Annotated in this window: 13 protein-coding genes, 2 pseudogenes and 1 riboswitch; of the genes and pseudogenes, 11 read left to right on the forward strand and 4 right to left on the reverse strand. The window is 74.5% G+C overall.

Going from position 1 to position 14,358, the window contains the following annotated elements; genetic code table 11:
- The first annotated feature begins 31 nt into the window (after positions 1-31).
- From BJF77_RS13245 to BJF77_RS13265, 5 genes are all read left to right on the forward strand, one after another.
- Positions 32-790: an SDR family NAD(P)-dependent oxidoreductase gene (locus BJF77_RS13245; RefSeq protein WP_047801416.1), complete on the forward strand. Its 759-nt coding sequence runs from the start codon at positions 32-34 to the stop codon at positions 788-790.
- A 51-nt stretch (positions 791-841) separates the two neighbouring features.
- On the forward strand, positions 842-1,423 hold the full coding sequence (gene pyrE, locus BJF77_RS13250; protein ID WP_047801417.1) for an orotate phosphoribosyltransferase: 582 nt from the start codon (positions 842-844) through the stop codon (positions 1,421-1,423).
- Positions 1,416-2,078, forward strand: coding sequence for a TrmH family RNA methyltransferase (locus BJF77_RS13255; protein WP_047801418.1), 663 nt, complete (start codon positions 1,416-1,418; stop codon positions 2,076-2,078). The genes pyrE and BJF77_RS13255 overlap by 8 nt, the downstream gene beginning before the upstream one ends.
- Before the next feature lie 89 nt (positions 2,079-2,167).
- On the forward strand, positions 2,168-3,190 hold the full coding sequence (fbaA, locus tag BJF77_RS13260; protein ID WP_047801419.1) for a class II fructose-bisphosphate aldolase: 1,023 nt from the start codon (positions 2,168-2,170) through the stop codon (positions 3,188-3,190).
- A gap of 150 nt (positions 3,191-3,340) precedes the next feature.
- Positions 3,341-3,760 carry a DUF3151 domain-containing protein gene (locus tag BJF77_RS13265; RefSeq protein ID WP_047801420.1) on the forward strand — a complete coding sequence of 140 codons (420 nt, stop codon included), beginning with the start codon at positions 3,341-3,343 and terminating at the stop codon, positions 3,758-3,760.
- A gap of 124 nt (positions 3,761-3,884) precedes the next feature.
- Here the strand turns inward: BJF77_RS13265 and BJF77_RS13270 are convergent, their stop codons facing one another.
- Positions 3,885-4,643: a trimeric intracellular cation channel family protein gene (locus BJF77_RS13270; protein ID WP_083665149.1), complete on the reverse strand. Its 759-nt coding sequence runs from the start codon at positions 4,641-4,643 to the stop codon at positions 3,885-3,887.
- Between the two features lie 69 nt (positions 4,644-4,712).
- The gene (locus tag BJF77_RS13275; RefSeq protein ID WP_369821409.1) at positions 4,713-5,963 is read right to left on the reverse strand and encodes a phosphatidylserine/phosphatidylglycerophosphate/cardiolipin synthase family protein; all 1,251 of its coding nucleotides are present in this window, start codon (positions 5,961-5,963) and stop codon (positions 4,713-4,715) included.
- Positions 5,964-6,005: 42 nt separating this feature from the next.
- Between BJF77_RS13275 and BJF77_RS13280 the strand changes: the two genes are divergently transcribed.
- Both BJF77_RS13280 and BJF77_RS13285 read left to right on the forward strand, forming a co-directional pair.
- Positions 6,006-7,007, forward strand: a complete 1,002-nt coding sequence (locus BJF77_RS13280) for a D-2-hydroxyacid dehydrogenase (protein WP_075872464.1) — start codon at positions 6,006-6,008, stop codon at positions 7,005-7,007.
- A gap of 210 nt (positions 7,008-7,217) precedes the next feature.
- Positions 7,218-7,991 carry a GAF and ANTAR domain-containing protein gene (locus BJF77_RS13285; RefSeq protein WP_053004663.1) on the forward strand — a complete coding sequence of 258 codons (774 nt, stop codon included), beginning with the start codon at positions 7,218-7,220 and terminating at the stop codon, positions 7,989-7,991.
- Between the two features lie 96 nt (positions 7,992-8,087).
- On the opposite strand, the pseudogene metE reads toward BJF77_RS13285, so the two are convergent.
- Together metE and BJF77_RS13295 are read right to left on the reverse strand one after the other, a co-directional pair.
- Positions 8,088-10,504, reverse strand: a pseudogene (gene metE, locus BJF77_RS13290) (5-methyltetrahydropteroyltriglutamate--homocysteine S-methyltransferase).
- A 106-nt stretch (positions 10,505-10,610) separates the two neighbouring features.
- The gene (locus BJF77_RS13295; protein WP_075872465.1) at positions 10,611-11,534 is read right to left on the reverse strand and encodes a methylenetetrahydrofolate reductase; all 924 of its coding nucleotides are present in this window, start codon (positions 11,532-11,534) and stop codon (positions 10,611-10,613) included.
- 68 nt (positions 11,535-11,602) lie between these two features.
- Positions 11,603-11,705: riboswitch (SAM riboswitch) on the reverse strand.
- Positions 11,706-11,932: 227 nt separating this feature from the next.
- On the opposite strand from BJF77_RS13295, the gene BJF77_RS13300 reads away from it, so the two are divergent.
- The 4 genes and pseudogenes from BJF77_RS13300 (at position 11,933) to BJF77_RS13315 (ending at position 14,277) form a co-directional block, all read left to right on the forward strand.
- Entirely contained in the window at positions 11,933-12,916 is a 984-nt protein-coding gene (locus BJF77_RS13300) for a glycosyltransferase (protein ID WP_075872466.1), read from the forward strand.
- A gap of 114 nt (positions 12,917-13,030) precedes the next feature.
- Positions 13,031-13,378: pseudogene (locus BJF77_RS13305) on the forward strand (ArsR/SmtB family transcription factor); the annotation flags it as partial.
- Positions 13,379-13,384: 6 nt separating this feature from the next.
- Positions 13,385-13,882, forward strand: coding sequence for an SRPBCC family protein (locus tag BJF77_RS13310; protein ID WP_047802031.1), 498 nt, complete (start codon positions 13,385-13,387; stop codon positions 13,880-13,882).
- A gap of 2 nt (positions 13,883-13,884) precedes the next feature.
- Complete coding sequence (locus BJF77_RS13315; RefSeq protein WP_369821410.1) at positions 13,885-14,277, forward strand: VOC family protein; 393 nt, start codon at positions 13,885-13,887, stop codon at positions 14,275-14,277.
- Positions 14,278-14,358 lie beyond the last annotated feature (81 nt).

A 14,358-nucleotide genomic window follows, 5' to 3' on the forward strand; every position in this document is an offset into this window, starting at 1 on the left:
CGGGCCCTCCCGCCCCCGCGAAAGGACCCCCATGGACGTCACCGACACCTCCGCCCTCGTCACCGGCGCCGCCTCCGGGCTCGGCGCCGCCACCGCCGCGATGCTCGCCGGGCGCGGCGTGCGGGTCGTGGCCGTGGACCTGCCCGCCGCCGTCGACACCGCCCCCGACGTCCCCGGCGTGCGCTACGTGGCCGCCGACGTCACCGACCGCGACGCCGTGCGCGAGGCCGTGGCGGCCGCGGACGGGACCGGGCCGCTGCGCACCGTGGTCAACTGCGCCGGGATCGGGCCCTCGGCCCGGGTGCTGGGCAAGCGGGGGGTGCACGACCTCGACCTGTTCGAGACCGTGCTGCGCGTGAACCTCCTCGGCACCTTCACGGTCCTCGCGCTCGCCGCGGAGCGGATCGCCGCCACCGACCCCGTGGACGACGACGGACAGCGCGGGCTGATCGTCAACACCGCCTCCGTCGCGGCTTTCGAGGGCCAGGTCGGGCAGGCCGCCTACGCGGCGTCGAAGGGCGGGGTGCACAGCCTGGGCATCACCGCGGCCCGGGACCTCGCCGGCTCCGGGATCCGCGTGAACACCATCGCCCCGGGCGTGATCGAGACCCCCATGCTCGCGGCGGTCGGCGAGGAGTTCCGGCAGGGGCTCGCCGCGGGCGTGCCCTTCCCGCGCCGGCTCGGCCGGCCGCAGGAGTTCGCCCAGCTCGTCGCGTCCTTCCTGGACAACGACTACCTCAACGGCACCACCGTCCGGATGGACGGCGCCCTGCGGATGGCCCCGCGCTGAGCCGGCCCGCGCGAGCCTCGGGCCCGCCGGCGGCCCCATAGACTGGGGCGCATGACCACCGACTTCTCGCCCGTGGACCTCGCGACCGCCCGTGAACGCCTCCGCCGGCTGATCATCGACCTCGCCGTGGTGCGCGGCAAGGTCACCCTGGCCAGCGGCATCGAGGCCGACTACTACGTGGACCTGCGGCGCGTGACCCTGCACCACGAGGCCTCCCGCTACGTGGGCCGGGTGATGCTCGCCATGCTCGACGAGGCCGGGATCTCCTTCGACGCCGTGGGCGGGCTGACCATGGGCGCCGACCCGGTGGGGCACGCGATCATGTACGCCGCCGGCGAGCGGGGACGGGCCGTGGACGCGTTCGTGGTCCGCAAGGCCCAGAAGAGCTACGGGATGGGCCGCCAGGTCGAGGGCCCCCCGGTGGCCGGCCGTGACGTCGTCGTCGTCGAGGACACCTCCACGACCGGGGGCTCGGCGCTCACCGCGGTGGAGGCCCTGCAGCGGGCTGGCGCCAACGTGGTGGCCGTGGCCATCATCGTGGACCGGCGCACCGGCGCGAAGGAGCGCATCCAGGAGACGGCGGGCGTGCCCTGCCTCTACGCCTTCACGAAGGACGAGCTCGGACTTGACTGACCCCGCTGCGGAGGCGGCCGCCGTCGAGGCCGCCGCGGCCGCCCCCGTGGTGGGCGCCGGCCCGTGGGAGGGCCCCTGGCCCGAGGGCGAGCAGTGGGACCCGGAGCTGCTGGCGCACGGAGACCGGCGCAACGTCGTGGACGGCTACCGGTACTGGACGATGGAGGCCATCGTCGCCGACCTCGACACCCGCCGGCACGCGTTCCACGTGGCCGTGGAGAACTGGCAGCATGACCTCAACATCGGCTCCGTGGTGCGCACCGCCAACGCCTTCCTCGCCCGGGAGGTGCACATCGTGGGGCGGCGGCGCTGGAACCGGCGCGGCGCCATGGTCACCGACCGCTACCAGCACGTGCGCCACCACGCGAGCGTCGAGGAGTTCACGGCCTGGGCGGCCGCCGAGGGGCTGCCCGTCATCGGGATCGACAACTTCCCGGACTCCCGGCAGCTGGAGACCTACGACCTGCCGGAGCGCTGCGTGCTGGTGTTCGGGCAGGAGGGCCCCGGGCTCAGCCCCGAGATGCACGCCGCGGCGGGGGCGACCCTGTCGATCGCCCAGTTCGGCTCGACCCGCTCGATCAACGCCTCGGCCGCGGCCGCCGTGGCCATGCACGCGTGGGTCCGCCGCCACGTGTTCGGCCAGCCGCCGGGCTGAGCGCACGACCCGTGACGCCCTTCCGTCGTCCCCCGGCGGCGGTTTGGCTAGAGTGGGAGCCAGGCCACACCCGACCCGAAGGAGCCAGCATGCCCATCGCAACCCCTGACGTCTACGCCGAGATGATCGACCGCGCCAAGGAGAAGGGCTTCGCCTACCCGGCGATCAACGTCACCTCCTCCCAGACGCTCAACGCGGCCATCCGCGGCTTCGCCGAGGCCGGCTCGGACGGCATCATCCAGGCCTCCACCGGCGGGGCCGCCTACTGGTCCGGGGCCTCCGTCAAGGACATGGTCACCGGTTCGCTCGCGATGGCGGCGTTCGCCCGCGAGGTCGCGAAGAACTACGACGTCAACATCGCCCTGCACACCGACCACTGCCCGCAGGACAAGCTCGAGGGCTTCGTGCTGCCGCTCCTGGAGGAGTCGGAGAAGGCCGTGGCCCGCGGTGAGGACCCGATCTTCCAGTCCCACATGTGGGACGGCTCGGCGATCGAGCTCGACGAGAACCTGAAGATCGCCCAGGAGCTGCTGGCCCGCACGCACAAGGCCAAGATCATCCTCGAGGTCGAGATCGGCGCGGTCGGCGGCGAGGAGGACGGCGTGGAGAACGCGATCAACGAGAAGCTCTACTCCACCGTCGAGGACGGCCTGGCCACCGTGGAGGCCCTCGGCGCCGGGGAGAACGGCCGCTACCTCACCGCCCTGACCTTCGGCAACGTGCACGGGGTGTACAAGCCCGGCGGGGTCAAGCTGCGCCCGGAGCTGCTGCAGCAGATCCAGCAGGAGGTCGGCAAGAAGCTCGGCAAGGACCGGCCCTTCGACCTGGTCTTCCACGGCGGCTCCGGCTCCACCGCGCAGGAGATCGCGAACTCCGTGGAGTACGGGGTGGTGAAGATGAACGTGGACACCGACACCCAGTACGCCTTCACCCGCCCCGTCGCCGGGCACATGTTCACCAACTACGACGGCGTGCTGAAGGTCGACGGCGAGGTCGGCAACAAGAAGACGTACGACCCGCGCGTGTGGGGCGCCCTGGCCGAGGGGAACATGGCCGCCCGCGTGGTCGAGGCCTGCCAGAACCTCGGCTCCGCCGGGACCTCCGTCAAGTAGGCGGCACCACCCTCCGCGGCCGGATCCCCGGCCGCGGAGGACCGACGGCGGCGCCCTGCCCGAGCGGGGCGCCGCCGTCGTCCGTCCCGCGCCCCGCACGCATCCCGTGCGCATCCCGCAGTTCCGCCCACCGAAAGGACCCCCTTCCCCATGAGCCTCACCGGCAAGAACCTGCTCGAGGGCCCCGAGCCCACCTATCTCTCGGCGGACCCCGAGCTGGCCGCCCGCATCGAGGCGGGCGACGAGGCGGAGGACCTCGCCGCCCGCTACCCGAAGGCCTCCCTCGCGTGGGCGATGTGCGCCGAGGACGCCCTCGCCGAGGGCCGGACGCTGGAGGGCTACGCGTTCGCCCGTGTGGGCTACCACCGCGGCCTGGACGCCCTGCGCGGCCACGGCTGGAAGGGCCACGGGCCCATCCCGTTCTCCCACGAGCCCAACCGCGGCTTCCTCCGCGCACTGTCCGCCCTCGGCCGGGCCGCGGCCGCGATCGGCGAGTTCGACGAGGCCGAGCGCATCCAGAAGTTCCTCAACGACTCCGATCCCACCGCCGCGGAGCAGCTCCAGCACTGAGCCGGCAGCGCTGACCCGGCAGCGCTGACCCGGCAGCGCTGACCCAGCAGTACTGACCCAGCAGTACTGACCCGGCGGCGCTGCCCGGTGGTGCGGGCCCGGGGCGTCCCCGGGCCCGCACCGGTCAGGGCGTGCCGGGTCCCGGCCCGCGGACGGGGCCGTCGTCGCGCCCGTCGCCGAGTCCGTCGCGCCTGCCGCGGCGGGGACGGTGCGGACGCCAGGACGGCCGGGGCCAGTCCCGCTTCGGCAGGCGCACGTTCCACTCGCCCGCCCCGGGCAGGCGCCACCCCCGGCGCCGGGCGAGGACGGTGACCGTCGCGGCGGTGAGGATCGCCGCGGCCATGCCCCAGTTGGGCCGGCCCAGGGCGTGCAGGACCGCCATCTCGGCGCTGGCGATCACCGCCCCCGTGGCGTAGAGGGTGTTGCCGCCGAAGATCAGGGGCACCCGCCCCACCGCGATGTCGCGGATCATCCCGCCGCCCACGGCGGTGATCACCCCGATCATCACGGCCGGCAGCCAGCTCAGGCCGACGTCGAGGGCCTTGGCGGTGCCCGTGGCCGCCCAGCAGCCCACGGCCAGGGCGTCGGCCACGATCAGCACGCGATGGGTCCACGTGCCGCGCAGCTGCAGGAAGAACGCGATGGCGGCCCCGGCGATCGCCGTGCCGAGGTACGCGGGATTGGTCAGCGCCACGGGGAAGCCCACCTGCAGCAGCGCGTCCCGCAGCAGGCCGCCGCCGAGCGCGGAGAGGACGGCGAGGAACACGAAGCCGACCGGGTCCATCCGCAGCTGGCGCGCCACCGCCCCGCCCAGCACGCCGTTGGTGAGCACGCCCAGCAGGTCGACGGCGTCGAACACGACGCCCGGATCCGCACTTCCCACGACCACCTCATCCACGGCACACCGACGCCCGAGGGTAGCACCCGGGGCGCGCCCGCCCGGGGAAGGTGCTCAGAGGAAGGGGCGCAGCGGCACCAGGACGGTCTCGGCGAACCACGCCGCGGGGGACCGCTCGTCCCACTGCCCGGCGGTGAGCTCCCGGCAGTTCTCGCTGTCGGCGGCGAAGACGGCCTCCATGTCCGCGGCGAAGTCGCGGTCGTGGATCTCCAGGTTCGTCTCGTAGTTGAAGCCCAGGCTCAGCCGGTCGATGTTGGCGGTGCCCACGATCGACCACTGCCCGTCGATGGTGGCGGTCTTGGCGTGGATCATGGCGTTGCGGTAGAGGAGCACGGTGATGTCCTCGGCCAGCAGCGTGGAGTAGAAGCCCCGGGAGAGCCAGTCGGCGAGCACGTGGTTGGAGTTCTCGGGCAGGATCACGCGCACGTCCACCCCGCGCCGGGAGGCCTCGATCAGGGCGGAGAGGATCTGCTGGTCGGGGATGAAGTAGGCGGTGGTCAGGTAGATGTGGTCCGTGGCGCGGTGGATCGCGTCGAGGTAGACGCTGCGGATCGGGTACACGAGGCTGGCCGGGATGTTGTTGATCGCCCGCACCCGGGAGTCCCAGGAACCCGGGTTGACGTGCGGCAGCTTGGGCCGCCGCGCGGAGGGGTGGTTCCACACCGAGGCGAAGGAGTGGCCGAGCTCGAAGGCGGCGGGACCGGTGAGCCGCACGTGGGTGTCCCGCCACTCGGTGGCGTAGAGGGACCCCACGTTGTACCCGCCCACGAAGCCGACTTCCTGGTCGACGACCAGCAGCTTCCGGTGCGTCAGCCCGGTGGCCTGCAGCGGGCTGAGCAGCAGGCGGGGGCGCAGCACGGGGAACCGGTAGACGTGCACGTCGGGGTGAAAGCGGTAGAACGAGCGCGGGACCACCAGGTTGCCGAAGCCGTCGTACATCACGTGCACCTGGACACCGCGGGCGGCGGCCGCGTTGACGGCCTCCAGGAAGGCCCGGCCGACCTCGTCGTCCTTCCAGATGAAGGTCTCCAGCAGGACCTGGTGCCGGGCTCCCCGGATCGCGGCGAGCATGTCCCGGTAGAGGTCCTCCCCGTAGGTGTACACCGTGGTCCCGGTGTCCGCGACCGTGTGCTCGAAGGTGCCGGGACGCGGGAAGCCGGAACGCTTGGCGCGCTGGCGGCGCTTGACCGCGTCCGTGGCCACGAGGGTGGCCACCACCGCCGCCTGGACGGCCACCATGCCCGCGACCGAGCGGAGGGCGAGGGAGCGGAGCATGCGGGGACCCGTGGCGCGAGGGGACGTCATCTGCAAAGCGTACCCGGGGCACGGCGGGCGTAGGGTGGCCGCATGAGCGCCGTCCCCGCCCCGCCGCGCGTGGTCGTGCTGACCGCCGAGGGCACGCCCCCACCCGCCAACGAGGCCGCCCTGCGGCGCCTCGCCGACATCACGGTGGTGACCCGCGAGGGCCTGGCCGGGGCTCTCGCCGGCGACGCGGACCGGCGTCCGGCCGAGGTGCTGCTGCTGTGGGACTTCTTCTCCGACGCGCTCTCCGGGGCCTGGGACGCCGCCACCGCGCTGCGCTGGGTGCACGTGGCCGCCGCCGGGGTGGACGCCGTGCTGTTCCCGGAGCTGCGCGCCTCCGGGGTCCGGCTGACCAACGCCCACGGGGTCTTCGACCGGCCCGTCGCCGAGTTCGTGCTCGCGGCGGTCCTCGCCCAGGACAAGCAGCTGCACCGCAGCGAGGCGCTGCAGCGGGACCGGCGCTGGGAGCCCCGGGAGCTGCGGCGCACCCGGGGCTCCACCGCCCTGGTCGTGGGCACCGGAGGGATCGGGCGGGAGACCGCCCGCCTGCTGCGGGCCGCCGGGATGGCGGTGCGCGGCGCCGGTCGCACGGCCCGTGCGGAGGACCCCGACTTCGGCACGGTCGTCCCCGCGGCCGAGCTGGCCGAGCACGCCGGCTGGGCCGACCACCTGGTGCTGGCCGCGCCCCTGACCGAGCGCACGCGCGGGCTCGTCGACGCCCGGGTCCTCGCCGCGATGCCCCCGCACGGCCACCTCGTGAACGTGGGCCGGGGGCCGCTGGTCGACGAGGACGCCCTCCTGGAGGCGCTCCTGGCGGGACGGCTCGCGGCCGCGACCCTCGACGTCTTCGCCACGGAGCCCCTGCCTCCGGCCCACCCCTTCTGGGCGATGGACGAGGTGCACGTGTCCGCGCACCTGTGCGGCGACGTCGAGGGGTGGCGGGAGGAGCTCGCGGCGCAGTTCGAGGACCACCTCCGGCGCTGGACGGCCGGGGAGCCGCTGCGGCACGAGGTGGACAAGGTGGCCGGCTACGTCCGGTCCTCCTGAGGGGAGGGCCGGGGCGCGGGGAGGGCACCGCCGTCCCGCGGGAATCGAGGCGGTCGACCGGCGGACCCGGTCCGCCCATGGACGGGGTCCGCGGCGGCCGGGGCGGTGGCGAGCGGCTTGTGGCGAGCGCGGACTGCTGTCAGGCTTGCCTGTGCCACCCTCTGCTGTTCCGGGGCGCGGAGCAGCCACCACGACCGTCCGGAGGTGCTCGTGAGCACGCCGATCCCGGCCACACCGGCCGACCCGGACGGGTTGGCCGAGATCGCCGACGCCGTCGTGCGGCTGGGTGAGCAGCTGCGCACCGTCACCGCGGACACCCTGGTCGAGGCGGTGATCCGGCAGGCCGCGGAGACGCTGCCGGGGGCACGGTGGGCCAGCATCACCACGCTGCGCCACGACACGTTCCGCACCCTGGCCGCCACCGGGGAGAAGGCCCGGCAGGCCGACGCGCTCCAGTACCGGGTGGGCTCGGGCCCGTGCGTGGACGCCCTGCTGGAGGACAGCGTGCACCGCTCCGGGGACCTGGCCCACGACGCCCGCTGGCCGGAGTACGGGGCGCGGGTCGCCCGGGAGCTCGGGGTGCGCAGCGCGCTGGCCTACCGGCTGATCCTGGTCCCGGACCCGGACCTGATCGCCGCGCTGAACCTGTACTCCGACGTCCCCGACGCCTTCGACGCCCAGACCGAGTGGGCCGGCACGATGCTGGCCACCCACGCCGCGTGGGCGGTGTCGACGGCGCTCGCCCAGGAACGGGCCGAGAACCTGGAGGTGGCGCTGCGGTCCAACCGGGAGATCGGCACCGCCATCGGGGTGCTGATGACCCAGCACAAGCTCACCCGTCGGCAGGCGCACGAGCTGCTGCGCCTGGCCAGCCAGGACAGCAACCGGAAGATGGCCGAGATCGCCACCGAGGTCGTGGACACCGGGCAGCTCTCGATGCCGCGCCGGCCCGGCCGCCCCGCACCGGGGGCCAGGGAAGGCTGAGCCGGCGCTGCGGCCGCCGTGTCCCCGGACCGCGAACGGCGGGGCCGCCCACGGGATCCCGTGGGCAGCCCCGCCGCTCGCTCGGTGCCGCCGTGGTCAGGCGGGCGAACCGTGCTGGACGATCAGCGCCGGCCCCGCCGGCTGCGCCAAGCGCTCCCGGGCGGTCCGGGCCGCCGCCACGAGGTGCTCCAGGGAGGCCCTCGTCTCCTCGTAGCCGCGGGTCTTCAGGCCGCAGTCCGGGTTGACCCACAGGGTCCGTGCCGGCACGTGCTCGAGCGCCCGCTCGAGCAGCTGCTCGATCTCCTCCTGCGCGGGCACCCGCGGGGAGTGGATGTCCCACACGCCGGGGCCGATCCCGCGGGAGAAGCCGGCGGCCTCCAGGTCCGTGAGCACCTCCATCCGGGAGCGGGCCGCCTCGATGCTCGTGACGTCTGCGTCCAGGCCGTCGATCGCCCCGACGACCTCGCCGAACTCGGAGTAGCACAGGTGGGTGTGCATCTGGGTCTCGTCCCGCACGCCCGAGGTGGCCAGGCGGAACGCGTCCACCGACCAGCCGAGGTACGCCTGCTGATCGGCCCGGCGCAGCGGCAGCAGCTCCCGCAGGGCCGGCTCGTCGACCTGGATGATCCCGATCCCGGCGGCCTCCAGGTCCGCGACCTCGTCCCGCAGCGCCAGCGCCACCTGCCGCGCCGTCTGCTCCAGCGGCTGGTCGTCGCGCACGAAGGACCACGCGAGGATCGTGACCGGGCCGGTCAGCATGCCCTTGACGGGCCGGTCGGTGAGGGACTGGGCGTGGCCGATCCACGGGACCGTGAACGCCTCGCCGCGCAGCCCCGGGCCCTCCCGGCTGACGTCGCCCCACAGGATCGACGGGCGGGTGCAGCGGGAGCCGTAGGACTGCACCCAGCCGTGCACGGTGGTCGCGAAGCCGTCCAGGTGCTCGGCGAAGTACTGCACCATGTCGTTGCGCTCGGCCTCGCCGTGCACCAGCACGTCGAGCCCCAGCTCCTCCTGCAGCCGCACCACCCGCTCGATCTCCTCGCGCAGGAACCCGTCGTACTGGGCGTCCGTGATGGACCCGGCGCGGTGCCGGGCGCGGGCGGCGCGGACCTCGGCGGTCTGCGGGAAGGAGCCGATGGTCGTGGTGGGCAGCGGGGGCAGGGGACCGGACGCCGTGAAGGCCCGGCCCTCCTGGGCGGCGCGGCGCACCTCGGCGGGGGCGCGGCCGATCTCGGCGGGAGTCAGGGACGCGGCCCGCTCGCGCACCGCGCCGTCCCGGACCCCCGGGGCGCCTCGCGGGAGCGGCGGGCCGCGGTGGCCTCGGCCAGCTGGTCCGCGACCGACCCGCGCCCCGCGGCGAGACCGCGGGCCAGGGTGACGATCTCGCCGACCTTCTGGTCGGCGAAGGCGAGCCAGCTGCGCAGCAGCGGGTGCAGCCGGGTCTCCTCGGCCACGTCGTGCGGGACGTGGAACAGGGAGGTGGAGCTGGCCACGGCGACCCGGGCGCCGGCGCGGACCAGGTCCTCCAGCTCGTCGAGCCGGCCGGCCAGGTCGGCCCGCCACACGTTGCGCCCGTCGACCGCCCCGGCCACGAGCACCGGGGCGCCCTCGTCCGCGAACAGCGCCAGCTCCGCGGGCACGGGGGCCGCGCCCTTGACCAGGTCCAGGTGCACGGCCTCGACCCCGCTGCGGGCCAGCGGGCGCAGCAGGGCGCCCGGCGAGCCGTAGGAGGTGGTGACGAGCAGCCGGGGCCGCCCGGGCGCGGCCGTGAGCGCCGCGTAGGCCTCCTGCAGGGCCGCGGCGAGCCGCGCGGCGGGCACGTCCTGGTCGGCCACGAGCGCCGGTTCCTCCAGCTGCACCCACGGGGCGCCGGCCGCGGCGAGCTCGTCGAGCAGCCGGGCGTACACCGGGAGCAGGTCGGCGAGCCGCTGCAGGGGGTCGAAACCCGCGGGGGCGTCGTCGTCGGCCTTGGCCAGGAGCAGGTAGGAGACGGGGCCCACGAGGACCGGGCGGACGGTGAAGCCGTGCTCGGCGGCGCGGCGGACGTCGGCCACGAGCCGGCCGGCGGAGGCGGTGAAGGGCGTCCCGGGGCCGATCTCGGGGACCAGGTAGTGGTAGTTGGTGTCGAACCACTTGGTCAGCTCCAGCGGTGCCCGCCCGGCGTCGCCGCGGGCCAGCACGAAGCCGGCGTCCAGGTCCAGGCGCCCGTCCGCCCCGGCCAGGTCCGCGAAGCGGGACGGGACCGCCCCGAGGGCCACGGTGGTGTCGAGGACCTGGTCGTAGAGGGGGAAGGCCGCGGGCAGGGACGCGTCCTGCGCGCCCAGGCCCAGCTCCACCAGCCGGCGGTAGGTGGCCAGCTGCAGCTCGCCCGCGGCGGTCTCGAGCTCCTCGCGGGTCGAGCGCCCGGCCCAGTAGGCCTCGAGGGCCTGCTTCAGCTCGCGGCGCCGGCCGATCCGGGGGTAGCCGGTGATGGTGGCGGCGGGGAAGGGGACGGCAGAGGTGGTCGTGCTCATGGGTGTGCTCCTCGGCAGGTCTGGGAAGAGATTCGGGAAGAGGTGCGGGCAGAGATCGGGGAAGAGGTGCGGGACGGCGGCCGGGCCGGGCGGCGTCCCTCGCCGCTCAGGCGGGCAGCAGGTCCGGCAGGGCCGCCGGCTGGTGGGGCACGCGCGGCAGGTCCACGCGCTCCAGCAGGTCCAGGGCGGCCCGGTGCCCGTTGAAGGTGTAGAGGTGCAGCCCGGGCGCCCCGGCGTCGAGGGCCGCGCGGGCGAGGCGGGTCGCGAAGGCCACGCCCGCCCGGTGCCGCTCGGCGGGGCCGGCGGCCCCCTCCAGGGCCGCGGCCAGGCCCGGGTGGGGCCGGAGCCCGGCGAGCCGGCAGAGCGTGGCCAGCCGCCGCGGCTCCGTGACCGGCATGATGCCCGGCACGATCGGGATCGTCACCCCGGCGGCCCGGGCGGAGGCCACGAGGCGCTCGTAGCGCTGCGGGCGGAAGTAGACCTGCGTGATCGCGAAGTCGGCCCCGGCGCGCTGCTTGGCCAGCAGCACCTCGATGTCGTGGCGGAAGGACGGCGACTCGGGGTGCCGGGTCGGGTAGGCGGCCACGCCCACGGCGAGCCGTCCGCCGGCGAGGGACGCGGTGCGGCGCTGCTCGACCTCGCGCACCAGCTCCACCAGGTCCCCGGCGTGGGCCAGCTCGCCGGGCTCGGCGCCCGGCTCCAGGTCACCGCGCAGGGCCAGGACGCCCCGGACCCCGCGGTGGAGCAGGGAGGCGACGGTCTCCTCCAGCTCGGCCCGCGTGCTGCCCACGCACGTGAGGTGCGCCACGGGCCGCAGGCCGGTGCGGGCCAGGAGGTGGTCCAGCAGCGCCAGCGACCCGGCCCGCCGCGGGGCATCCCCGCTGTACGTCACGGCGACGTGGTCGGGGCGGGTGGGCTCGAGCTCCTCGATGGTCCGCAGCAGCGTCTCGGCGCTCGCCGCGCAGCGCGGTGGATAGAGCTCGTAGGACAGCGACGGCGGTGGTGCCGTCCGGTCGGGTGGTCGTCTCACAGAACCTCCTGGGGTCACCCCGAGGGAGGGCGCCGGCCGTCCCGGGGCGGACCCGGGAGGCTGCGGCAGCTCCATCGGTCCTGGCGGGAGCACCGTTCCGCGGCCCCGTGGGGCTGCGGATGGTTGCTGCGGCGTCGACGAGCCAGGTCTCTCGGCCGCTCTGGATAGATGCAGGACCCATTCCAGCGGGTGCCCCGGGCGGGTGCCAAGTCCGGCGGCGCAGAAGACCCCGGTGCGCCGACTGTGACGGCGGGCGCGTCACGCGGCGCAACATCGCCACCGGGCGGCGCGGGACCCGCGCGGCCGGCGCGGCACCGCCGCCGCGCACCGGTTCGCAGGGCGCCCGCTCGCGGTGATAATGAACGTGCCCGCCGCGACGATCCCAGGAATGAGAACCCATGCCCAGTTCGCCCCGCATCGTGGCGGTCGTCCCGTGCCACAACGAGGAGGCCGCGATCGCGAAGGTCGTCACCGACCTGCACGCCACGGTCCCCGGCATCGAGGTCCACGTCTACGACAACTGCTCGACCGACGGCACCGCCGAGGCCGCGCGGCGGGCCGGTGCGCACGTGCGGCGCGAGGAGGAGAAGGGGAAGGGCAACGTGGTGCGGCGGGCCTTCGCGGACCTCGACGCCGACGTCTACCTGCTCATCGACGGCGACGACACCTACGACGTGGCCGACGCGCCCCGGATGATCGCGACCCTGCTGGGGGGCCCCTACGACCACGTGCTCGGGGTGCGCCGCCAGGTCAGCGGCACGGCCTACCGGGCCGGCCACGAGTCCGGCAACCGGTTCTTCAACACCCTCGTCTCCTTCGCCTTCCGCCGGCAGGTCACCGACATGCTCAGCGGCTACCGGGTCTTCTCGCGGCGCTTCGTGAAGTCCTTCCCGGCGCTGTCCCGGGAGTTCGAGATCGAGACCGAGCTGACCGTGCACGCCGTCAACGCCCGCGTGCCGCAGACCGAGGTGGAGGTGGGCTTCCGGGACCGGGCCGAGGGCAGCGAGAGCAAGCTGCGGACCTACCACGACGGTTTCCGGATCCTGGGCATCTTCGCCCAGCTGCTCTTCCAGGAACGCCCCTTCCTGGTCACCGGCGCCGCCTCGTGCGCCCTGTTCCTGCTCGGCCTGGTCCTGGGCCTGCCCGTGGTGGTGGAGTTCGCGGGCACCGGGCTGGTGCCCCGCTTCCCAACGGCGTTCCTGGCCGCGTCCCTCATGGTGCTGGCCGGGGTGTTCCTGCTGATGGGCGTCCTGCTGCACGGGCAGGCGAGGATCCGCCGGGAGACCTCCCGGCTGTTCTACCTGCGCCAGCCGGCCCCGCCGTGGAGCGGTGCGGCCGACGCCGGCCGTCCTGCCCCGGCCGCCGTGGAGGAGCGCCCCTGACCTGCAGCGGCGGGGACGGACGTCACGATCCGATCTCGGAACTGGTCGCCCGGACCCACCGGACGTAGCCTTTAACAACCAACAGGTTGATCAAGGAAAACGTTGACAAACACCGTGGATGACGACGACCTGCTCGACCGGGCCTTCCTGGCCCTCGCCGACCCGGTCCGGCGGCGGATCGTCGCCCGGCTCAGCCGGGGCCCGGCCACGGTCACCGAACTGGCGGAACCCTTCGCGATCTCCACGCAGGCGGTCTCGAAGCACATCCAGGTCCTCGAGCAGGCGCAGCTCGTCACGCGCACCCGTGACGCCCAGCGGCGGCCCGTCCACCTGGACCCCGCACGGCTGGAGGCGCTCACCGCCTGGATCGACCGGTACCGGCTGGTCCGGGAGGAGCAGTTCCGCCGCCTCGACGCCGTGCTCGACACCCGCGCCGCACCCCGCGGCGCGCACCGGGAGGAGCCCACCATGGGACACGCCCTGCACCTGACCGTCCCCGACGACGTGCCGTACATCGACTTCGAGCGGGACTTCGACTTCCCCGTGGCGGAGGTCTACCGCGCCCACGCCGACCCCGAGCTGTTCCGGCAGTGGATCGGCCCGCGCGGGCTGCGGACCCGGATCGACGGCTTCGAGTTCCGCGCCGGCGGCGCCTACCGCTTCGTCCAGCGCGGCGAGGACGGCGCCGAGGAGCACGCCTTCCGCGGCGTGTTCCACACGGTGCGCGAGAACGAACTGGTCGTCCAGACCTTCGAGTACGAGGGCTGGCCCGACGCGGTCGACCTCGAGTACCTGCGCTTCGAGGACCTGGGCGGCGGCCGGTGCCGGCTGCGCGGGCACACCGTCCACGCCTCGCAGGAGGCCCGCGACGGGATGGTCGGCTCCGGCATGGAGAAGGGCATGGCCGAGGGCTACGAGCGGCTCGAGGAGCTGCTGGCCGGGCTGCTCGGCGGACAGGGAGGCTGAGCGTGGACTGGACCCTCGAGGTGGTGCTGGTGCCGGTGCGCGACGTCGACCGGGCCGTGGAGTTCTACCGGGACCAGGTCGGCTTCCGCCTCGACCACCACACCACCACCGAGCAGATGGACATCGCCCAGCTGACCCCGCCCGGGTCCGGCTGCTCCATCGTGGTGGGCAACCTCCCCGCCCACCGGGAGATGGCCCCCGGATCCCTGCGCGGGCTCCAGCTGGTGGTCCCGGACGCCGGGCGGCCCGGGAGGAGCTGCTGTCCCGGGGCGTGGAGGTCAGCGGGATCACGGTGCTCGACGAGCGGGACGGCGGCACGGTCTTCGGCTTCAGCGATCCCGACGGCAACTCCTGGGCGGTGCAGGAGCTGCGGGTCCGCGCCGAGCGGCCGCTGATCCCGCCCGAGCACCGCCTCTGACACCGGCCCTGACGGCGTTGCTGACGGGGCTTCCGACGCCGGTTCCGGCGCGGCCTCC

Source organism: Kocuria sp. CNJ-770, from assembly GCF_001942375.1.
Classification (GTDB): Bacteria; Actinomycetota; Actinomycetes; order Actinomycetales; family Micrococcaceae; genus Kocuria; species Kocuria oceani.

Coding starts and splice junctions, on each gene's coding strand:
- BJF77_RS13245 (WP_047801416.1), top strand. CDS start 32: ATGGACGTCACCGACACCTCCGCCCTCGTCACCGGCGCCGCCTCCGGG.
- pyrE (WP_047801417.1), top strand. CDS start 842: ATGACCACCGACTTCTCGCCCGTGGACCTCGCGACCGCCCGTGAACGC.
- fbaA (WP_047801419.1), top strand. CDS start 2,168: ATGCCCATCGCAACCCCTGACGTCTACGCCGAGATGATCGACCGCGCC.
- BJF77_RS13265 (WP_047801420.1), top strand. CDS start 3,341: ATGAGCCTCACCGGCAAGAACCTGCTCGAGGGCCCCGAGCCCACCTAT.
- BJF77_RS13275 (WP_369821409.1), bottom strand. CDS start 5,963: ATGACGTCCCCTCGCGCCACGGGTCCCCGCATGCTCCGCTCCCTCGCC.
- BJF77_RS13280 (WP_075872464.1), top strand. CDS start 6,006: ATGAGCGCCGTCCCCGCCCCGCCGCGCGTGGTCGTGCTGACCGCCGAG.
- BJF77_RS13300 (WP_075872466.1), top strand. CDS start 11,933: ATGCCCAGTTCGCCCCGCATCGTGGCGGTCGTCCCGTGCCACAACGAG.
- BJF77_RS13310 (WP_047802031.1), top strand. CDS start 13,385: ATGGGACACGCCCTGCACCTGACCGTCCCCGACGACGTGCCGTACATC.